21 protein-coding genes are annotated in these 20,705 nt (G+C 58.5%); 4 read left to right on the plus strand and 17 right to left on the minus strand.

Annotated features, from left to right (window positions below):
• Positions 1 to 29: 29 nt before the first annotated feature.
• The gene (locus tag H5T64_04835; protein ID MBC7263667.1) at positions 30 to 1,202 is read right to left on the minus strand and encodes a DNA polymerase IV; all 1,173 of its coding nucleotides are present in this window, start codon (positions 1,200 to 1,202) and stop codon (positions 30 to 32) included.
• Positions 1,203 to 1,273: 71 nt separating this feature from the next.
• Between H5T64_04835 and H5T64_04840 the strand changes: the two genes are divergently transcribed.
• A complete protein-coding gene (locus H5T64_04840) occupies positions 1,274 to 2,455 on the plus strand; it encodes a deoxyguanosinetriphosphate triphosphohydrolase (GenBank protein MBC7263668.1) in 1,182 nt (393 codons plus the stop codon).
• 521 nt (positions 2,456 to 2,976) lie between these two features.
• On the opposite strand, the gene H5T64_04845 is transcribed toward H5T64_04840, so the two are convergent.
• The 5 genes from H5T64_04845 to H5T64_04865 all read right to left on the minus strand — a co-directional run bounded on the left by H5T64_04845 (position 2,977) and on the right by H5T64_04865 (position 5,682).
• On the minus strand, positions 2,977 to 3,222 hold the full coding sequence (locus H5T64_04845) for a hypothetical protein (GenBank protein ID MBC7263669.1): 246 nt from the start codon (positions 3,220 to 3,222) through the stop codon (positions 2,977 to 2,979).
• Positions 3,200 to 3,481, minus strand: coding sequence for a BrnT family toxin (locus H5T64_04850; GenBank protein ID MBC7263670.1), 282 nt, complete (start codon positions 3,479 to 3,481; stop codon positions 3,200 to 3,202). The genes H5T64_04845 and H5T64_04850 overlap by 23 nt, the downstream gene beginning before the upstream one ends.
• Before the next feature lie 339 nt (positions 3,482 to 3,820).
• Positions 3,821 to 4,135: a DUF2442 domain-containing protein gene (locus H5T64_04855; GenBank protein ID MBC7263671.1), complete on the minus strand. Its 315-nt coding sequence runs from the start codon at positions 4,133 to 4,135 to the stop codon at positions 3,821 to 3,823.
• Positions 4,116 to 4,352: a DUF4160 domain-containing protein gene (locus tag H5T64_04860; protein ID MBC7263672.1), complete on the minus strand. Its 237-nt coding sequence runs from the start codon at positions 4,350 to 4,352 to the stop codon at positions 4,116 to 4,118. Before H5T64_04860 ends, H5T64_04855 begins: the two co-directional genes overlap by 20 nt.
• A 256-nt stretch (positions 4,353 to 4,608) precedes the next feature.
• Positions 4,609 to 5,682 carry a hypothetical protein gene (locus H5T64_04865; protein MBC7263673.1) on the minus strand — a complete coding sequence of 358 codons (1,074 nt, stop codon included), beginning with the start codon at positions 5,680 to 5,682 and terminating at the stop codon, positions 4,609 to 4,611.
• Positions 5,683 to 5,943: 261 nt separating this feature from the next.
• Between H5T64_04865 and H5T64_04870 the strand changes: the two genes are divergently transcribed.
• Entirely contained in the window at positions 5,944 to 6,942 is a 999-nt protein-coding gene (locus H5T64_04870) for a GNAT family N-acetyltransferase (protein MBC7263674.1), read from the plus strand.
• Positions 6,943 to 7,066: 124 nt separating this feature from the next.
• A complete protein-coding gene (locus tag H5T64_04875; GenBank protein MBC7263675.1) occupies positions 7,067 to 7,450 on the plus strand; it encodes a phage holin family protein in 384 nt (127 codons plus the stop codon).
• Positions 7,451 to 7,516: 66 nt separating this feature from the next.
• Here the strand turns inward: H5T64_04875 and H5T64_04880 are convergent, their stop codons facing one another.
• Both H5T64_04880 and H5T64_04885 read right to left on the minus strand, forming a co-directional pair.
• Positions 7,517 to 8,455 (minus strand): hypothetical protein, encoded by a 939-nt coding sequence (locus tag H5T64_04880; protein MBC7263676.1) that lies wholly within the window; start codon positions 8,453 to 8,455, stop codon positions 7,517 to 7,519.
• 126 nt (positions 8,456 to 8,581) lie between these two features.
• A complete protein-coding gene (locus H5T64_04885) occupies positions 8,582 to 9,763 on the minus strand; it encodes a phosphopentomutase (GenBank protein ID MBC7263677.1) in 1,182 nt (393 codons plus the stop codon).
• Between the two features lie 64 nt (positions 9,764 to 9,827).
• Between H5T64_04885 and trpS the strand changes: the two genes are divergently transcribed.
• Positions 9,828 to 10,808: a tryptophan--tRNA ligase gene (trpS, locus tag H5T64_04890; GenBank protein MBC7263678.1), complete on the plus strand. Its 981-nt coding sequence runs from the start codon at positions 9,828 to 9,830 to the stop codon at positions 10,806 to 10,808.
• Here the strand turns inward: trpS and H5T64_04895 are convergent.
• The 9 genes from H5T64_04895 to H5T64_04935 all read right to left on the minus strand — a co-directional run bounded on the left by H5T64_04895 (position 10,783) and on the right by H5T64_04935 (position 20,696).
• Entirely contained in the window at positions 10,783 to 11,673 is an 891-nt protein-coding gene (locus H5T64_04895; protein MBC7263679.1) for a sugar kinase, read from the minus strand. The two genes, trpS and H5T64_04895, sit on opposite strands and share 26 nt — an antisense overlap.
• A gap of 193 nt (positions 11,674 to 11,866) precedes the next feature.
• Complete coding sequence (locus H5T64_04900) at positions 11,867 to 13,003, minus strand: branched-chain amino acid ABC transporter substrate-binding protein (protein ID MBC7263680.1); 1,137 nt, start codon at positions 13,001 to 13,003, stop codon at positions 11,867 to 11,869.
• A gap of 55 nt (positions 13,004 to 13,058) precedes the next feature.
• Positions 13,059 to 13,904, minus strand: coding sequence for a hypothetical protein (locus tag H5T64_04905; GenBank protein ID MBC7263681.1), 846 nt, complete (start codon positions 13,902 to 13,904; stop codon positions 13,059 to 13,061).
• A 41-nt stretch (positions 13,905 to 13,945) separates the two neighbouring features.
• Complete coding sequence (locus tag H5T64_04910; GenBank protein ID MBC7263682.1) at positions 13,946 to 15,610, minus strand: VWA domain-containing protein; 1,665 nt, start codon at positions 15,608 to 15,610, stop codon at positions 13,946 to 13,948.
• Between the two features lie 10 nt (positions 15,611 to 15,620).
• Positions 15,621 to 16,805, minus strand: a complete 1,185-nt coding sequence (locus H5T64_04915) for a substrate-binding domain-containing protein (protein ID MBC7263683.1) — start codon at positions 16,803 to 16,805, stop codon at positions 15,621 to 15,623.
• A 170-nt stretch (positions 16,806 to 16,975) separates the two neighbouring features.
• Complete coding sequence (locus H5T64_04920) at positions 16,976 to 17,197, minus strand: hypothetical protein (GenBank protein MBC7263684.1); 222 nt, start codon at positions 17,195 to 17,197, stop codon at positions 16,976 to 16,978.
• Positions 17,198 to 17,263: 66 nt separating this feature from the next.
• Positions 17,264 to 17,938, minus strand: coding sequence for a PspA/IM30 family protein (locus tag H5T64_04925; GenBank protein ID MBC7263685.1), 675 nt, complete (start codon positions 17,936 to 17,938; stop codon positions 17,264 to 17,266).
• Positions 17,939 to 18,101: 163 nt separating this feature from the next.
• On the minus strand, positions 18,102 to 19,466 hold the full coding sequence (locus tag H5T64_04930; GenBank protein MBC7263686.1) for a winged helix-turn-helix domain-containing protein: 1,365 nt from the start codon (positions 19,464 to 19,466) through the stop codon (positions 18,102 to 18,104).
• Positions 19,467 to 19,511: 45 nt separating this feature from the next.
• The gene (locus H5T64_04935; protein ID MBC7263687.1) at positions 19,512 to 20,696 is read right to left on the minus strand and encodes an MFS transporter; all 1,185 of its coding nucleotides are present in this window, start codon (positions 20,694 to 20,696) and stop codon (positions 19,512 to 19,514) included.
• Positions 20,697 to 20,705: the final 9 nt, after the last annotated feature.

Genomic DNA, 20,705 nt, shown 5'->3' on the forward strand with positions numbered 1-20,705 from the left:
CTGGATTTGGAGGATGGTGAGGACCAACGCTATTCGCCGTCCTCCGGTGTCTGGAGCAGCGAGGCGCGAGTGATGGCGTCCTCGCCGTATTTGCGGCGGATCTCGTCCACCGCCCGGCTCAGCCGGTCCAGGCGGCTTTCCGATGTCTCGAACAGGCTCAGTTGCCGCATCTTCGTCTCCAGGTTGCTGGTAGCGACGCCGAGGAGACGTACTTTCGTGCCCTGCTGCCAGACTTTCTCTAACAGGGCACGTGCCTGCTCGTAGATGGTGTCGCCCAGGTTAGTTGGCTGGGACAGCGTGGTACTGCGGGTGATGGTAGTGAAGTCCGGATAGCGCAACTTGAGGGTGATAGTTCGGGCGCGCAACTTGTCGGCGCGGAGGCGGGCCGCTATCTTATCGCTGAGGGCCAACAGGGTGCGCCGCAACTCGTCGGGATCGCCGACATCGCGGGCGAAGGTGTACTCGTGGCTGACAGACTTGGGTTCGTGAGTTGTCTCCACTGGCCGGGGGTCAATACCTTGCGCCCGGAGACGGATGTCACGCCCGTGTTCGCCAAACAGGGCCTTCAGTTGTTCATCCGGTAGTGCTGCCAATTGGCCGATGGTCTCAATGCCCTGTTCCCTCAGGCGACGACTCATCACCTGGCCCAGGCCCCAGAGCATCTCAATCGGCAGAGGGGCGAGAAATGCCGCCTCTTGGCCGGGCGGTACTACTACCAATCCACCCGGTTTCCGCAGACCTGAGGCGATCTTGGCCACGAGTTTATTGCTCGCTACGCCTACCGATGCGGAGAGCCCCAGTTCTCGCTGAATGCGCTCTTGGATGGTGCGCGCCAGGGCTTCTGGTGGACCCCAGCGCAGTTCTGTCCCCGTTAAATCCAAGAATGCCTCATCAATGGAGATGGGTTCCACCAGGGGTGTGTATTCGCGCAGGATTCTCATTACCCGGCGTGAATAGTGGCTGTACTCTGACCGGTGTCCAGGGAGGAGGATAGCCTGAGGACAGAGGCGCAGTGCCTGAGAGGTGGGCATTGCCGAGCGCACCCCATAGGCTCGCGCCGCATACGATGCCGAGGAAACGACCCCGCGGGCCTTTGGGCTGCCGCCGACAATAATGGGCTTGCCCGCGATGCTGGGGTCGAGCAGTTCTTCCACCGAGGCGAAGAACGCATCCAAATCCAAGTGAATGATCGTCCGTTGCACTTGCACCACCCTGTCCGAAATGGTAGAATAGAACTGAACCTGAGTCAAGCCGGCAGGAGGACGAAACAATTATGTATGTGGACCGACGGATGCTCGAAGAGGAAGAAGAGCGGCGGTTAGCACCCTACGCGGTGAAGAGCAGGGAATCGCGGGGGCGGGAGTACCCCGAAAGCGAACACGATTACCGCACCGCTTTTCAACGCGACCGCGACCGCATCATTCATACCACCGCTTTCCGACGTCTGCGCAACAAAACCCAGGTGTTCATCCCGCTCCTGGCAATGGGTGATCCCATCCACTACGAAGGGGACTACTACCGCACTCGTCTCAGCCATACTTTGGAGGCAGCCCAGATCGGGCGCACCATGGCCCGGGCACTGGGGCTCAACGAGGACTTGGTGGAGACCATTGCCCTGGCCCACGACTTGGGCCACACCCCCTTCGGACACGCTGGTGAGGTGGCGCTTAATGAACTGATGGCAGATCAGGGCGGCTTCAACCACAATATGCAGAGCCTGCGCATCGTTACGGTGCTGGAGGAACGCTATCCGGATTTCCCTGGCCTGAACCTCACTTGGGAAGTGCGCGAGGGCATTGTCAAACACGTCACTGAGTACGACACGACCGACGCGGCTGGCTATGAGCCGGAACTTCACCCCACGCTGGAGGCGCAGTTGGTCAGCCTGGCCGATGAGATCGCCTATAATACGCACGACTTGGACGATGGCCTGCGCTCTGGACTGATCACCCCGCAGCAACTGATGGGACTGTCTCTCTGGGAACGGGCGGTGCGAGCAACGGAAATTGATATGACCCACGGGCTCTCCGAGTTCGACCGCCGGCGCGTAGTCCGCTACCTGGTGAACGCAGAGGTAACCGACGTGATCCAAGCCACTGCGGCGCGATTAGACGCGCGGGGGATCCGATCGGTGGAAGATGTCCGGACCGCAGAGGCGATGCTGGCCGGGCATTCTGATGAGATGACCGCGGAGAACCGCGAACTGAAGGATTTCCTATTGCGGAATCTCTACCGCCACTACCGGGTGATGCGAATGCAGGTGAAGGGGCAGCGCATTGTAACCGACTTGTTCCGCGCCTATCAGAGGGAGCCGACGCAATTGCCGCCGGGCATCCAGGCGCGCCTCGGTACGGCGTCACTGGAGCAGGTCATCTGCGATTACATCGCCGGGATGACCGACCGCTTCGCTGTCGAGGAGTATCGCAGCCTGTTCGAGGCCGGCGCCCGGGCGTGAAGTAGTGGGAGACTTTAAGATAAATAAGGGAAACTTATTTTGAAAACCAGCCCTCCCTTTGCATCACCTCTGCCACAATCCTGTTGCTTGGGCTATCTCCTCTGGCTACGAAAACACCCACATTCTGTCCGACCGCTTCGGCTAACTCCGCAATATCCTTGTGTGTAAATCCCGGGCAAAGGAGAATGGCGTGAACCCCTTCTTCTTTGACAAGATTTTGGCACACTTCGACCGCTTGAGCCTGATTTTGAACTACCCTCACAAAGAGTTTGTACTTGGGAGTCTCAATAAGGCCCTTGTGTTTCTCCGGCTCTGCGTCAGGAGCATGGGCAAGGAAGACCACTTTGAATGCCGTATTGATCACCTCCTTGTGACAAAATTCGGCCTTGCTCGTGGGCTGCTCTGAGCAGAACTGAATTGCTTGCCCGCGAGAGGCCGATTTTCGCATGTGCAACCGCCAATACCAGGGAGTCGCGTGTGTGGCATTATCGGTGGGCGCGTGTTTGGCAGGGCTCAATTCGTTACGCCTTGACTGCTCGCTTCTTACCCTCTGGAATCTTGGTCAACTGAAGTACCAGACGCAACGCTTCATTCACTGCTTGTTCGGTCGGAAACGCTTTTGCCACATCGGGGTCTAGTAACACTAGATTCGTGCCAGCGTGATATCGCTCCGCGTATTTTCCTCGGACAGCACCTTTGAGTAGTTCTCGCAAATCATATTCCGAACGAAGTTCATCATCCATTTCACTTTGAAGTTTCTTGTTCATAGGCTTTCCTTTCGGCGCGTGTTAATTCACGCGCACTGATAATTCTAATGCGATCGCCGCGCTCTGCAAAAGCCACTATTAAAAGTCGAAAGCGATACGACATACCAACAATGATGTATCGGTCTTCTTCGTCTGAATGGTCGGGATCAGAGACAGTCGCACTGAGCGGATCACCGAACACCGTCGCTGCCTCAGCGAAGGAAACCTTATGCTTGCGTAGGTTCTTTGCTGCTTTCTGTGGGTCCCATTCAAATTCCATACGTGGTCAACCAGTGATTCCCGAACTGTAGTGGAATGTCGCCTAACACTGGAACCTTGCGCCGTGCGAGGCATAGGCACAAAGCATGTGTATAGAGGCGCATCGCGTATTAATTCTTCTCAAAGTTCCTGAACCTGTGCCTCCCTGCTTCAACAACGACGAAGGCTCGCATCAGTTCGACTTCAGAATGTTCCTCCAGAACGTTTAGCAGTTGTTCATCAGTGATCGCTTGCGCGCCAGCGCTCCAGTTGTCACATGTAGATTTCGGCAAACGCTGGAGCCTTGCGCCGAGCGTTAAGCATGGCCATAAGACATGTGTTTACGGTGGCACACTCTTCCTCAGGATTTTTTGCCTTGAGCCGCACGTTGCTCCAGCCATTGCTTTAGCGAACGCTGGCTCTCTCCCGACGGTTTTCCTAAAAGTAGATTTTCTACACTTATATCTTCGTCAAGATCAGGCCAATGAATGCCCTCTCCATCGCCAATCAGGCGCCAGTTATTGCGTTCCCTTGGTGTGCCATGTAAAAGTCGAGGATACCATGCCAAAGGCACTGAAACTGCGCGCCCGTCACTAAGGTCAACCATCAGAGCGTCTTCGGTCACAGTAACATGTCGCGCGGTGGCCAACCGTATTTCAATCGCTGAAGAATTCATCCCATCTCCCCAAGAAATATTCTCTATTTTCCTCTACAAGCCTTTGTATCTGGTTGATCTCACTTTGGCTAAACCCTTTGCTATACTGAAGTCTAACGGGGTCAAGCCAAAATTTACCTTTGTTCCTTTCGCGCTCAACGTGGATGTGAGGCGGTTCATCTCGGTCGCCAGAATAAAAGAAGAATCGGTAAGGGCCAGAAATCAAGACAGTTGGCATGTTTCTCCGTTATTGTGCGGGGCGGCACATTTTCGTTGCGCTTCCCGCAACAATTGCGTCAGGAATCCAACTGGGAAGAGATTCTCCCGCGACCCGATATTCCTGGCTATAGCGGGTATCTACCCCGCCCCCAAGTAGATGGGTGGCTAAAGAGTTAACATAAAGTGTAGGAGGACGCCGACCCAGAAATAGTGACCCTTTCCCCCGGCGGCGGGATATTTCGGCTCCTCGTGGTCCCGAATTATCACGTTGGGCGCTATGACTCCGCGCCTTCCTCTGCCCTGGTCACGGTGAGTTGCAGTTGGAGGCGATCGAAGACGCTGTTGGGCTCAGGGGTGCCCGTCCTGTATTCCATGTCGAGCACTTCTGCCTCCAGGCGCAGGGCCGGCGCTTCCAGGACGATGACCTTCCCCTTGCTCACGGGCACCATCTCGCCCCTGGTCCCCAGGCGAGCGCGGATGTTCTCATCGCGAAAGGCGTATTCGCTCACCAGGAACTTCTGCAGGGTGGTGCTCTCCTCGGGCTTTCTGCCGTGCTTGTCGAACAGGAGCATTTTGAATGCGGTCACATTGCGCGGGGTGCCCGTGCCGATGGTCTCGGCGATGGCAATGCCGCAGTCGCCCAGGAATTCGCCGTTCCACTCGATGTCGAAGGAGTCATCGTAGTTGTCGTCACCGTACCGATAGAAGGCGACAAAGGTGCCGAGAGCCTCCCTTGCTCGAACGGGCATCTCCGCCCCCAGCGGCTCCAGTTCCTCTGCTTCCTCGATTTCCTCCATGGGCCGAACCGCGCGCATCCGTGTTCGACGCTCGCCTTCCCGTCGCTGCAGGATGGTGAACAGGATGGCCAGCCCCAACAGAATGAGGACCACCATCACCAATATACCCAGTGTCCTCCCCAGGCTGCCGGGTACTGGCCCCCCAGGTGTCGCCGTCGGTTGAGGTGCTGAGACCGCTGTTAGATTGAGGGCCCCGGACAATTTCTGAACTCGCGCCCCGGCCGCCGCGTTTCCGGCTACCAGATGGGCCTGCGCGAGTTGGTTCAGCAGCGCCAAAATCTCAGCATCGGTGCCCGTTGGACCCTTCAAGTCTGCGATGCGAGCCCGGGCGGCATCCAGGTCACCTGTTATATCGTACGAGTCTGCTATCATCTGGAGATAGGTGATCTTGTGTCGCGGTCGCAAGTCAGATGGGTCCGTGTTGTACCATTGAACAGGGAAAATCCACCATCCCAGAACCACGAGTCCGATGAGCAGGCCCAACACGAACGCGATGATGGTCTCCGTCGTGATCCGTCTGCGAATGTTGTTGAGCAGGTCATTGGTTCCCACGATTCACCTCCTGGATGTTGCCCTTGTGCCGTAGAGCACGGCGACCACTGGTGAGTTGCCACTATGATATTGACACATATATTCTACCATAAATCAGGTCTGAACGCAAGTAACCTTCCTAACACGAGGTTGGCAACAGCAGAGAATTCCGGGGTGGTAACTTACATTGACAAGCACTCAGTGCTGCAATAGAATAACCCCGAAGAGGGGCACTTTTCGCAGAGGAACGTGCGAATGGACTGTTAGGGTGAGGATGAGCCTTTGATTACGCATCGCATCACGGGGGCCTCAAAATCAGATGGATTACGGCCATTGGACTTGAGCCGGGATCTAAGGCCTTTAGCCGACCTGATTGAATTCGCCTTTGGGGCCGAACTGGACCAGACGGGCAACCAAATCACGCGCGAGATCCGTAGTCTGGCTCCCTTTGGTCCCATCCTGTCCGTTTTCAACCTTCTCAACGCTCCTCTAAGTGATATGCTCAACGGGTTCGTGTGGGCGGAGGACCGGCGCTTGGTCGGGAATGTTACGGTAACTTTACAGCGGCGCGGCGTATGGATGATCAGCAACGTGGCCGTTTACCCAGAATACCGTGGACGGGGCATTGCTCGTCAACTAATGGAAGCGGCACTGAACCTCATTGAAGAGCGCGGTGGACACACCGTTCTCTTGCAGGTACGAAGTGACAACCAGGCTGCCCAGACGTTGTATAAGCATCTGGGCTTCACGTGCTATGAGACGACGGTAGATTTGTCCGGCCAGATACCGGCTATGGAAACAAAGCCCGAATTCCCCGCCGGCACCGTTCTGCGCCCAGAGCGGGCGGGCGACTGGCAGCAGTTGTACGACTTGTATTTGGCTACTACCTCTCCCTCGTTTCGTAAATATCATCCGGTCTCGCCAAGGGCATTCCGCCGGCCCTGGGGAAGTGGCATCGTGGAGGCTCTGGGCGACTGGTTGACCGGTGGTGGTCACTGGAGGCTGGTTGTGGAGAGGGATGGTCGCGATATCGTAGCCAGCCTGAGTGTGAGCGCCACATCGGAGGGGGTGCAGCGCTTGCGTCTGCTCGTCGCCCCATCTGAATGCGGCAGCCTGGAAAGCGCGCTGGTGGACGAGTCACTGCGTCGGCTGCGCCCGTGGGCCGGCACGCGAGTTGCCTGTACGGTGCCAGCGAGTCATACCGCAACCCTGGAGGCACTGAAGAGGCGGGGCTTCAGCGAAGTCCGCCGCCTCGATCAGATGGCCCTGGAAATATTCTGACCAGCAGCAAAGCGACCTTTGCGGACATCTCCCAACTGTCAGGGAGCAGAGAGCCGAAACCGATACGCCTGACCCACGTATAGCACTCAGAAGAACATTCGTGGCAGGGAAAGGAGTTCCCATCATGCGGAAAGTACTGGCACAGTGGATTATCTACACGTTGGCGCTCTGGGCGGCAGCGAAATTCGTGCCGGGCATCCATGCCGGCGGAGACTGGACCGTCTTAGTAGCAGTGGCACTCATCTTTGGCTTGGTCAACGCTCTTTTCCGTCCCATCCTGACGCTGCTTTCGTGTCCCCTCCTGATCCTGACTTTGGGCCTGTTTACTCTGGTGATCAATGCTGTTTTGCTCCTTTTAGCCTCGATGATCGCCGAAGCCCTCCATATACCTTTCTATGTGGACGGATTCGTCCCGGCTTTCTGGGGAGGGTTGGTAGTGGGTATTGTGAGCGTGGTGCTCAGCCTGGTGTTTGGCGAAGACAGAGAGGCAAAGCGGCGCCGCCATTAGGGCAGAGTCGCTGGTGGCTGGCCAAAAGGAAAGCCGGGAGTGAATCCCGGCTGTACTTCCTCTCTCCTATCGGCCGAAGAGCGATTTCCACCCCCCATTCGCCCTTCCGTTGTTGAGCATACGGGTCAAGCCCCGCATGGCAATGACAACTACCGCCACGCCGGTCAGGATGAAGAGCAGCCCGCGCAGGGGCCGGGGGATGAACTGCAGAGTGAGATACCATACGAACTCTGGAAACGGTTGCACGCGGTAGAGATGGGTGAGCAAGTAAGCGATGCCCAAACTCAACCACACTCCACCCAAGACGAAAAAGGCCAACCATCGAGCAGACTGCTGCAGCAGGGCGGTCGTTTTCCCTGTGGCAATCCGCCGGATCCGGGGCACGGGGGAGAGTACATCTACCCGCGGCAACAGGGCGCTTTCTTTGACCAATGCCTCTGCTTCTTGCCTCTCTGCCGGAGCGATCACGGGCGGCAGATAGGGGTGCCCGAGGAGCCGGGTGTTTTCCTCTTCGCACAGCACGTAGTCAGCCGCATGCCTGATATCCCGGGCCACCGGGAACCCGCCGATTTCGGGCTGGTGTCCGCCGAATAAATCGCTCATCGTGCGCTCGCCTAACACTAAGACTGGCCGACACCCAACTGTGTAAGCCAGGTTCACATCTTCGGGTTGATCGCAAATCAGGTAGCACTCGGGCAAGCGCAGGTCCAGTTGTTCCGCTGCTTCTGAGAGAAGGCCGGGTTGTGTACCCCAGCAGGCGCACTGATCCTCAACCGAATGCGGGCAATAGACTACCGCGTCCATTCGGCCGCCACCAGCCGACAGGCGCTCCAGTAGTTCTCGGGTGCTCTGGCCATCACCGTCTGGCCCGCGATGGGTGGGGTCGAGCAGGATGGAGAAAAGCCCGCTCTGCGACAAAAGCCGCACGGCCTCTACGCTCTCCTGGGCCGGACCCTCGCCTGGCTTGGTGAGCAGACACTCTTGCTTGATGAACACTGCCCTCATCTTCGTCCTTTATCCTCGCGTCAGATAGATTGAACCCCATTGGCTGGCCATATATTACCACCTTTTGTGCTCTAACGTAAAAACGCTCAGATGGCATGGAAAGTTGCATGGTCGGGCCTCCGCTTTTCACTTCCGGAGTATTTCCTCTGCAAAACTCGTGCCGAATCCCAGGGGTTTGACGCCCAACAATTCGGCTATCGTCTGCCCCAGGTCGGCGAAAGTGGGCCGTGTTCCCACGTTCACACCGGGCCGGATGGGAGCACCATACAGGAGCACGGGCACGTACTCCCGGGAGTGGTCGGTGCTGGGTGTGGTGGGGTCATTGCCGTGATCGGCGGTGAGCACCAGCACGTCTTCGGGGTGCATCGCGCCCGTGATCTCGGGCAGGCGACGGTCCACCGCTTCCAATGCATCGGCGTAGCCACGCGGGTCGTTGCGATGGCCGTATAGCATGTCGAAGTCCACCAGATTGGCGATGATGAGTCCGGCCTGGTCCTGGCGCATAAATTCCACAATCGCATCTATCGCGGCCATGTTATTACCGCTGTGGTTGGACTGTGTGAGGCCCTGGTTGGCGAATATATCCTCGATCTTGCCTACGCCCATCACCTCCAATCCGGCTTCGCAGACATGGTCGAGCAGGGTTGGCCCGGGCGGAGGTGCGGAGAAGTCCTTACGGCGCTCGGTGCGCACGAAATGACCTGGCCGCCCTACGAATGGTCGGGCGATGACCCGTCCGACGTTGTGCTCGCCGGTCAGCAAGTCGCGGGCGATGCGACTCATGCGGTATAGTTCCTCGATGGGCACGATGTCCTCGTGGGCGGCGATCTGGAAGACGCTGTCGGCGGAGGTGTAAACGATGGGCCAACCCGTGCGCATGTGCTCTGCCCCTAAGACCTGGATGATCACTGTCCCCGAAGCGGGCACGTTGCCCAGTGTGGGTCGGCCGATGCGACGTTCGAACTCTGCGATGAGGTGAGGTGGAAAGCCGTGCGGGTATGTGGGCAATGGAGTCGGAGAGTAGAGGCCGGCCAGTTCCCAATGGCCGATGGTGGTATCCTTGCCCGCCGAGGCCTCGGCCATGCGCCCGTAGGCTCCCAATGGTTTCTCCACCGGGGGCACCCCCTCGATCTCGAGGATGTTGCCCAGACCCAGGCTGCCCATATTGGGCAAATGCAAACCCCCGACCGCCTTGGCTGTGTTCCCCAATGTATTGGATCCAACGTCGCCGTACTGGTCGGCGTCGGGCAATTCACCCACCCCGACGCTATCGAGCACAACGAATATCACACGTCTGACTTTGGTCATCTTTCGTCTTTGCACCTGCTGCTTTTTGTGGTAAACTTCCCACCAAATTTGGGAGGAGGCATCGATGAAAAAGGGCCGAGTTTTCTCCGGTGCCCGCCCGACGGGCCGCCAACACTTGGGCAACTACCTGGGAGCCATCCAGAACTACGTCGCTCTCCAGGAGGACTACGACTGCATCTACTGCGTGGTGGACCTGCACGCTCTAACCACGCTGCGTGAAACCGAAGCGCTGAGAGAGAACACCTATGACATGGTGTTAGACTGGCTCGCCGCAGGTATGGACCCTAAGCGCAGCATCATCTTCGTCCAGTCTCATGTTCCCCAGGTGACAGAACTGCACACTATCCTCTCGATGGTCACACCCTTAGGCTGGCTGACCAGGCTACCCACGTTTAAGGAAAAGGTCCGCCAGCAACCGGATAACGTGAACTATGGTCTGGTGGGCTATCCGGTGCTGATGGCCGCCGACATCACCCTCTACAAGACCAATGTGGTCCCAGTCGGTGAGGACCAATTGCCCCACCTGGAATTCACGCGCGAGATCGTGCGCCGCTTCAACCACCTTTTCGGTGAGGTGCTCGTGGAACCGGAAGCCAGGCTTACCGAGACACCGCGCGTGCTGGGCATAGATGGTGTGAATAAAATGAGCAAGTCGCTCAACAATCACATTGAACTGGCTGCCGAGCCCGATGAGATCCGCCGCCGGGTGATGAGCATGGTCACCGACCCGGCCCGCCAGCGCCGCACCGACCCCGGTCATCCAGAGATTTGCAACGTACAGCAATTGCACAGATTATACACCAATGCCGCCCGCGTTGCGGAGATTGACCAGGCCTGTCGCCGCGCCGGGATCGGCTGCGTCAAGCATAAAGAGGAATTTGCCGAGTGCCTGATCGCGGCTCTGGCTCCTTTCCGTGAACGCCGGGCTCAATTGGCCCGCGACCCCAACTTAGTATGGGATATCCTGTCCGATGGTGCCAAGCGCGCCCGCGTCATAGCCACTGAGACCCTAACCCAGGTCAAGGCGGCAGTGGGCCTGCCATAAAGCGCGCGCCCGGAACCTGAATGACGCCTTCCGCCAGGCTGGCTCCGGCTTCCAGGGCAGCCGCCACATCGCCTGTGGCCAGCCACTGGACGATGAAAGCGGCGGCAAACGCATCCCCAGCCCCGGTGGTATCTGCCACCGGGACTTTTCTTGCCTCGCGGCAATGTACTCCTGTCCGCGTCCCGGCGATTGCACCTCCCGAACCCAGCTTCAGGGCTACCAAGGGAAAACGCTCCAGGAGAGCCTCCAGTACGTCTTTGGGCTCTTCTGCGCCGGTCAGCACTCGTCCTTCGTGCAGGTTGGGGAAGAAAAGGTCCACCCCGGCCGCTAAACGATAGAAGGCATCGCTCCCCAACTCCGAGAGATAGCCGTAAGACGACGGGTCCAGGGAAAGCAACCCGCCCCTCTTTTTGACATAACGCATCGCGGTCAGTGCCGCTTCCCGCGGCTCATCCTCGAAGAAGGAGTAGGCGGTGACATGAAGCAGCCTTGCCTGGTCGAGCAGGCGGTAGTCCAGATCGTCTCGGCACAGGGTAGAGGTGGCACCCCGGGCCACGAACATAGTCCGCTCACCGGTCTGGTCCACCAGGCACATAGTAACGCCCGTCGGCTTTTTGGCTCGCGCCACAGCGGTGCAGACGCCTTTGGCGCGTAGGTCATCCACGATCAGCCGGCCCAGGATGTCATCGCCCACTTTCGCTATCAACCCGGCCTGGCCGCCACAGCGTGCCACCCAAACGGCAAAGTTCGCCGCCGAACCGCCCGGTGAGATAGTCGCTTGCACAAAACAATCGGTGCCGTAGCGGATAGGCGATCTGGTCTGGCACACGATATCCAGCAGGGCATCCCCAAGCGCGACGATCATATTCCTTCCCCGGTGGCAAGTATAGGGTATCGTCAGCCCGGCGTCAACTTGCAGAAACACCCGGGTTATGAGTTTCTCTAGACAATGGGAAGTACGAGATAGCCAAGGGATGAGAGAGCGTTCGCTGGTAGTGGAGCCACAACAAAAAGGCCCGCCCCAAGCATGGCGCGGGCCTGCTGATAACTCCCCGGGCTCAAGGGGCCGGATACACCTGCACGAAATCGCCGTTCTCCACCTTGAAAATGTACACGTGCTGCTCGCGCAAATCGCCCTTGCTGTCGTAGGTTATATGTCCCACCAGGGTGTTGAAGTCCAGGCTGCGAATGGCATCGGCCACCCGCGCAGCATCGAAGGTCTTTGCGCGCTGGACGCCCTCGGCGATCACCGCCAACGCACTGTATCCGGCAATGCTGTAAGTGCCAGGGTTGCGCTTCTCCAGAGCCTGATAGTCCTTCCACCATCGAGCGTCGGCAACGACATCGGGGTCTGGGGTGATGCCACTCACATAGACTCCTTCGGCTGCCCGCCCCGATCCGTCAATGAATTCGTATAGGAAGCAGCCGTCGCTGGCCATGAAAGTCGCCGTCAAGCCAGCCTCACGCAACTCTGGTAGGAGCACGTAGCCCTCGGTCTCGTATCCGGCCAGGAAGACGGCATCGGGCTGCAGTTGGGCGATCTGTTGCACCGCCTTTACCTGAGTTGGGGCGGCCTCTTCGATCTCGATGGTCGCTGCCGGTTCGATACCCAGGTTGCGCAGCGCCAACACCATTTGATCCTTCAGCCCACGACCGTACTCGTTGTTGGCGTAGACGAGGGCGATGCGCTTAGCGCCCAGGGTCTCCACCAGGAAACGAGCATCCACCGGGGCCTGGGCGGCATCGGTGGCGTTCACCCGGAAGAAATTGGTGTAGCCTTTCTGGGTGATGGAGACGTCGCTGGCCGTTGGTGTAACAACGATGATGGGCAGGTCTTTGTAGATTTCCATTGCGGCGAGGGTCTGGCCACTATTGTAATGTCCCACTACTCCGATCACCCTCTCGCCGCGGTCGATGGCTTCCTGCACCTGGCGCGCTACTTCTACCGCCACATCGGAATCGGCCTCATCGTCCAGGGCGATCACCTTGACCTCATAGCCCAATAGGCCCCCTGCCTTGTTGAGGTGGTCGGCCATCAGGTTCACGCCCCCGACCACGGTCTGGCCGCCATCTGCTTGCCAGCCCGAGAGGGGTGCGGCTACGTAGACGATCACTTGCCCTTTGGGCTTTTGCTGACAAGAAGGCATCAGGATCAGCATCAGAACGCTCAGATAAAGGATTGTTCGCTTCCACATCGTGTTACTCCCTGAACACTGGCCAAAGGCTCCTATGATGTGCCATTGGCCTTGGTCAATTCTCGCCGGAAACTATGATGGGACCAGGGGTCCCGTGCTGGTATACTTGTTCCATACTGGATACGATATCCTGCAGGGCCTGGATTTGGTCAGCGATGTCCTGGGCCAGACGCCTGCTGCGGGAACTATCAATATCTTGCGCCCCCAGGAGCTGCAATTGGGAATAGACCATGCCCAGTGCACTCAAGGATGTTTCCAGTTGGTACTCGGCTCGCTCCATCACGTCTTGCAGTTTGCGAAGGTTATCTAGTTGTCCTTGCTTGGCTTGGATGGCCTGTTCGATCTGGGCACGCACGGCCGGGTCATTCTCTCGCTGGGCACGGATCCGCAAGGCAGTGATCTCGCCGGGCAGGTTGCCCAAATCGCGTTGCACCAGCGTGTCGGCCAGGTATTCATCCATCCCCTTGGCGAGTCGGTACATATTGGCGATCCAGTCGGTCACGCCTGCCGTGGTATCACGCAAATGGTCCCGCAACACGCCTGGTTTGCGTCCCTGCACAAAGGACTCGATACGGGCGCGATACTGCAGGGCTTTTTCGATTTTTTCCCGGTAGGCAGGTGTGCGGATAGCGGCGGGGTTGAAACGCTGGCGCAACATGTTGGCTACCACCTGCTGGCCAGTTCGCTCGTCGGTCAGGCTGGTGATGACGATGAGGGATTCGCTCACGCCTCCCAACGCTAGCCAGTACCAGGGTTGCCACCAGGGGAGGGGCTGTGGGAACAGGAAGAACAGCACGATGAACGTGGCAATGGTAACCGCGCTCTCCCAGCGGAAGAAAGCATGCTCCAGCATAGCCCGGAAGGTGCGTTGTCTGAGTTCGTCCTGCTTCAGGGTGCTCATGATCACTCCGTTTTTCCTGCTCTGTGTCACCGGAAGATAGCCTAGAAGTACGTGGACAGAATCTTGTAAAGTTGGCCGATGGTCTCCGGATCGCCGCGTCTGGCTTGACCACCAGTGGCTTCGGCGATCTCCTGCAGTGTCGCCATGTCCGCATCGTCGCCATAGGCAATACAGAAGACGACCACGGGGACCCCGCTCTGGTTTCCCCTCCGCATTTTGTCCACCAACCGGGGGAGCGTCCACCGGGAGTTATTCTCTTTGCCATCGGTCATCACCACGATGGCATTGATGCGCTCTGAATCGCCAAGCATTTGCAGTTGCGAGTAGGCGAACTCAACCGCATCCAATAGCGCCGTATCACCGCCTGCCTCGAGGGCCTGCACTTGTTCCACCAAAGCGGCGCGGTTTCTGCGCATCTCATCCAGCAGCAATAGATGCGTGACTTCGGAAGAGAATTTGATCAGGCCCACCCGTTCCTCTGGCCCGCGAATCTGATCCAGGAAGACCAAGAGCCCTTCCTTGGCCTGTGCTAACTTCTCGCCCTCCATGCTGCCGGAGACATCTGCCACCAGGTACACGTTGGTCTTGCGCTTGGTGTAGTACCAAGCATCGCGGACGACCTGCACCACCGCGGGGCTGGGAACCTGCAGCGTGGTTTGAGGCTGTGTGGGGTCCACGCCGTTCGCTGCGGTGATAGGAGAAGAAGGATCGTCTAAGGCGATGGTCAGGTCGGTGGGTCGGTAGCCGAAAGATAAGATGCGCATCTGGACATCGTGGGAGAGCAGGAATGAAGATAGGACGCGGAAAGCCTGACGCTGACCGATGGTCACCCCCGGCTTTTCGAGCAGGGCCAAGGGGTGGTCTTCCCACATGGTCCCTTCGATCGGGTAAATGGCCACGAGTTTGTCGCGACTGCGCTGGTTGAAATAGATGACCAGTTGCTCTTGGGCAACGAAGGCGTCCAGGTACTCTCGCCCCCGGCTGAGCACTTGTTCGATGATGGCCCATTCGCCCTCGCCGTAGTAGCGTACTGTCCGCTCCAGCGCGCCGACGTAGTTCAGTGTGGCTGGGGCTGTAACATCCTCTTCGCTCAGTCCACGGGTTTTCTCCGCCCCGGCGTAGAATTGGGCTAAGGTGGCCAGAAGGCCGCTCGCTGAGGACGTGCTGGGATGACTCCACCGGAACTGGGGGTCACTTTGGGCCCGGGCCAGTATGTCCCCCCATCCCAGCGCTTTGTCGGGATAGCCGAGGGAACGCGCCACATCCTCCCACATGGCGATCACCACTGGGCTGACGGCATAGCGAACGGTTTCGCCGACCAGGGGCAATTCGTTACCCTGGGCGTACCAGGCATCGTCCAATTGGCTCAGCCAGATGGAAGAGTCTGGGCTGACCACGTCCAACTCACCGCGCAAAGCCTGGCTGAGCATAGTATCTGGGTCGAGCCTGGTAGCCTGAATTCGGATCGGCTTGCCGTCTGGGGTGCGTGGTCTCGTGCGCTCGAAGTCAGTAACCAGGGTCTCGAAAAGCGCTGCCTTCTCGGGGGTGTAACCCACCCGTAGTGTGACCTCGTTCCCGCTGCTCGGGGTGATCCGATTGTATAGCAGAAAGCCAGCGGCTACCATCAAAGCGAGCAAGGACACGAAGCCAACGAGAGAAGCAGCGAGGCAACCGCACTCAGATCTTTGCGTTCTTCGTGGGTTCACCGGTCCCTCCTCAACGCTCGGTCACATTGAGGTCAAACCAGCGCAAGAGCGCCAGCAAGACTTCGCGGTCGGGAGAACGCATCGCTGTGGTGCGTGGGACTACCGTCATGACCCCTTGACTGCTCCAGCGCTCGAAGAGGCTGTTCTCACCAGTCACCGGCACATCGGGGTTGGCCGGGCGCAGGCCACGTTGCACGGCTAATTTCTGGATGTCTGGCTGGAGCAAATAGCGCTCGAACTCCAGCGCCGCATTCTTCTCCAGCGCGGTGGTCTCTTCACCCATCCAGATGGTGTAAGGGAAATCGAACCAAGTGATGTACTCGGGATAGATGATGACCAGCGGATCGGCCCAGCGGGTCTGAATACCAGCCATATTGACCAAGAGATCGCTCTCCAGCAGTTGCCCACCGTCGCCCATCGAGTAGCCAAAGAGAGCCAGGTTTTCTACCGAATAGGCGCTCAGGCTGCTGAAGTCCGTGACGGCGTCCATCAGTTCCTTGAGCCACTTTTGGAATTGGGGGTTGGTGATGTCCGCCACGTTGATGCTGGTTTTCTTATAGTATTCTCCCGCCGCTGCCACCATGGCCACCAAGCCGCCGACGTTCTTATTGGGATTTGGCACCACCAGTTTGAAATAGCCCCATTCTGGTTTCCCGCCCAACTCTGGCCACCCGCCTTTGGCAGTGGCCGCGTCGTGAATGACGCTCCAGTTGATATCGCCGAACTTGGCACGGAGCACATCCGCACGACTGGCGTAAATTCCCCAGGCAAAGAGGGAGATGGCTATCGGGCGAGTACGGTACTCGCCGCCCGTTAGGAAAACATCCCGGCCGCGCTGCTCCTTGAACGTGGCATTGACCAACTCCACCAAGTAGCGGCTATCGGGGATCCACACTGTGGGGAATGGCTCCATCTCCCCGCGTTCCCACCGGCTCATAGCGGTCAGACCGTCCATGGGGATCACGGTCACGCGGATGAGATTGCCCTCCAGTTTGTGTCCTTCGGCGTTGAAGCGGTTGGCTGCTTCCGTGACAAAGGGCTCCACAGGCAGAGCACATACCACTCGGATCTCCAATGTCTGAGGGCCCTGGATCAAAGGCTCTACTCCGCCCGCACGGCGTAGGTATAGCCCCACGGCGACAACGCCAAGTGCGACTAACAGCACCAGTAAGAAAATAATCCGCGTTCTATTCATAATGTGTACCTCTTCATTCGCTCCGGCGGCGGGAAAAGTCACCGAGGTGCGCAATGGGCTGCTCTGGTGAAAGAGCGGGTCAACCAGACCCCTCGGTAAACGCGCCGAAAGCCAAGCGCCACTTCTCGCGCAGATATTACAACTTGCCCAAGTCCCACGTCAAATCAGACCTACAGACGTACCTCGCGGTCACGCAGGAGGAAATAGGCCAATAAACCGAAAGGCCAGGTGAACCAGGCGATCAGCGCCCACAGGCATCCTGCCTTGCCACGCTTCTCCGAATCAGTGTACACCCACAGGGTGCTGCCGATCATGAGCGCAAAAAAGGCGAGCCAGAGCAATCCAAAGCAGCAGAGTCCGAACGTGCCCGTCCAGTCGGGTGAACGATACATGGTTTCCTCCCAGTTTCAGTGGCGGAGAGCGCCCGCCTATGGGACGCTCTCCGCGGGGTGCAAGCCTTACTTGAGGCCCAGGCGTGTCTTGCGCTCGGCCAACTGGCGATCGATAGTGTCTTTCTCCAAAGCCTCGGCCATCTGGTTGTCCAGTCGCTTGGCGTCAATTTCGCCCTGCGCGGTGGCCTTGTCCAACCGGCGCTGGATCTCATCCCGAATTTCCTGGATGCCAGCCTCGCTCACGGTAACACCGCCCACGCCCTCCACGACCTTGTGGGTGAGTTCTTTGGACTTGGCCAAGTCGAGCATAGCCTGCAATTCGGATCGCTCTTGCTTGGCTTCGGTGAGTTTGGCCTCCAGTTTGAGTTTGGCATCGAGGAGTTTCTGGTATTCGGCCTCGGTGCTCTGCCACTGCGCCTTGTAGGTGTCGGCCAATCTCTGGATGGTGTTCAGGCGATACTGGGCTGCTGCGGCCAGGTCATCCTTGCCCTGTCGCAGGAAGAGGTCAATGTTTCCATCCAGATCCTTAGCCTGAGCCTGGAGTTCCTCGTGCTTCCGCTTGAGCGTCTTGGCCTCGCCGCCTACCGTGGCTGCGGCATCCTCCAAGGCTTCGAGGTTGTCCTCGACCTTGCGGATGTATTCATCCACCACGGCCATGCTGTTGGCGCGCAGCGCCCGGCTGACCAGATAGTTCAGATTGGCGGAAATCAAGGTTCCGACCCTTTCCAGTAGTGATGACATTTCCCGTTCCTCCTTACCTGATAGTGGAGATTAACTCTCCTTTTCACGATTCAATATAGCACAGATCGCCTTTCGTTTCACGACATCCAGCCGACAGATAACCGACAAGTGACCGTCTTCCCCCATTTGCCGGGGGTCGTCATCCTGAATGGAGAGCATTCCTTCATCGGCTGACCAGTTTGTAACCTCGCCCGCGTATCGTGATCAGGTACTTGGGGTTGAGCGGGTCGGGCTCGATCTTCTGACGCAGTCGGCCGATCAGTTTCTCGATGCGGGCGTCGTCCACTTGGTCAATGTAACTCTCGCCCCACACCGCCTCCACGATGCTGTATTTGTCACAGATTTTGTCCATGTTGCCGTAGAGCAGGAGCATCAGCCGGAACTCCAATTCAGTGAGCGGGGGCACCAATTCGCCGTCCACATACACATCGCCGGCCTCCACGTCCAAGCGCACCCCGCGAGGCCTATCGCGGCGGGCCAGTCCTTGCCGCTCCACAAAAGCAGTGAAGAGCGGGGAAAGCGTCTGGTTTTCATTTATCAGGATATGCTTTTCCCGCAGTGCGGCTTTTGCTTGGGGAGTGGCCTCGCCGGTCCCCATAACCAGCGCCAAGAGGGATAATTGCTCGTCCTCGCTGAGGTCGCTCCACAATTTGGCGCACTCGGTGCGGACATTGATGTCACCGTGCAGTTTTTCTCGCACGGCCTCGTAGTGGATCTCATCCGTGCCACGGATATGGCGCGCCTCCTCTTTGGCTGCGATGGTGGCCTGATAGGTTGCATCCAATAGCCCAGGGTGACCACCTGCCGTGCGGATGATGAACGCGATGTCCTGTTCTTTGAGTTTTGGGTCGGTCGGACGAGCCCGATCGGCTAAGTACAGGCGAGCGTCGCCCTCACTAAGCGGAGCCAGATAACGGGTGTGGTGAGAGAAGAGTTCGCAGAACTCATCGGTCTCCCGTCCAGCACGCAATTGGGGGAGCGGGTACGCTGTCGCTGTTACATAGGAAAGGGTCCGGGCGTAGCGATCCTTCAGGGCGCGGAGGTTCAGGAAGATGCGGGCATCTAACTGCTGGAAAACGGCATCGAACTCGTCGAAGAGGAACACCACTTGCCGGCCCAATCCTTCGCCCAATGCGAGGAGGCTCTCGTTGAATCGCAGGGGCACCACGAATTCGCTGCTGGGATTGACCACCTGGGCATGGGCATCGCGGATGCGTTCTACGAGCGATGCGTCGGCGCCGGCACCCTCAAGTGCTCGAGTGAGGTCGCGCAACACAAGTTCGTAGAACCCCTGCTCGCTCGTGCCCAACATAAAGTTGAGGTCCACATAGGTGAAAATGAACTCTCCTGCAGATTGGCCCAGGTAGGTGGCTTGCACATCGGGGCGGCACAGGCTGCGTAAGAGCGCCGACTTCCCGATGTTGCTCACTCCCACGATCGAACAGCAATGACCCTCTTGCACACAAGACATAATGTAGGCAATGTCATCCTTGCGGGTTACGGATGGGATGGGATGGATGGAGGTCATGTCTTATATCCTCCTACGAGTGATGGCTCCTCGCACGTCCCTCGTTCACGAAATGCCAACGGCGTCCAGACAAAGAGTCTCTCGCGTCCGCCAGGCTACGGGCAATGCCGCCAGCGCGGGCAGGGCGGCCACGATGAAAAGCGGCTCTATGCGTCCCATTACGTGATACAACGTCAGCGCCGTCGCAGGTCCGGCGAAGATCACCAAGTCAATGGCCGCGTCGAAGGCTCCTAATGCCGTTGCCGCGCTCTCCGGTGGGGTGATGTCGGCCATCATCACCGAACTCAGCAGAAAAGTGGCGCTAGCGCCCAGACCAAATAGCGTGTACCAGCCCACCATCGCGACCAGGCTATTTGACAGAGCCAATCCGACGCAGGATAACATTACCAGCAACTGTGCCAGAATGACAAAGGGCCGTCTTCCCCAGCGGTCAGAACAGCGACCCACCAGCAGTGAGCCAGCGGTGAAGGCCGTTGCCTCTCCGACCAGGATCAGGCTGATCTGCCACGGCGCGAAGCCCAAGGATTGGGCTTTGGTGGGCAAGAAGGAGGCCAGGATAGGGAAAGCGAAGTTGTCCACCGCCCCGAACAGGGCGAAAGCATAAACCCGTCGCTGGCGGAAAAGTTCTCCTAGTTGTTGCCATCGCCCAGTCACACTGGCCACGGGCCCAGCACGGACACTCGCATAAAGTACGAGACAGGCCAAGAAGGAGAGTATGGCATCTATCACGAACGGCATGCGTAGCCCGTAGAGCGATAGCCAACCGCCGATAGCCGGAGCCACAATGAACGAAAGCCCCTGGCTGGAGCGCAGCACACCGAAGAAAGTGCCGTGTCGCCCCGCCGAGATCTCGGCGGTCAGTCCCAGGAGGGCAGGCAAAGCAATGGCATCGGCTACGCCGCCGAGGATGCGCAGTGCCAGCAGTCCCTGCCACGAACCGACAACCGCACAGCAGAGTGAGGATAGCCCACCCAGCGCTGCCCCACCCACGAGAACAGTGCGGCGGCCATAGCGGTCGGCCAGCGCCCCGCTGAAGAACTGGAAGAGCACCAACGTCATCAGCGCTGCCGATAGGGTAGCGGCCATCGCCGCCTGGTCTGCTCCCAGTTGGGCGGAGAGATGGGGCAATACGGGCACTCCAACCTGAGTGCTCAGAAACAGTATGAAACTGGTGAGAGCAATGGCATAGATCGAGGTCCCTGCCATACGCCCTTGGGATTTGGTCTCCATATCCTTTGT

The organism is Chloroflexota bacterium, from assembly GCA_014360825.1.
GTDB lineage: Bacteria > Chloroflexota > Anaerolineae > UBA2200 > JACIWT01 > JACIWT01.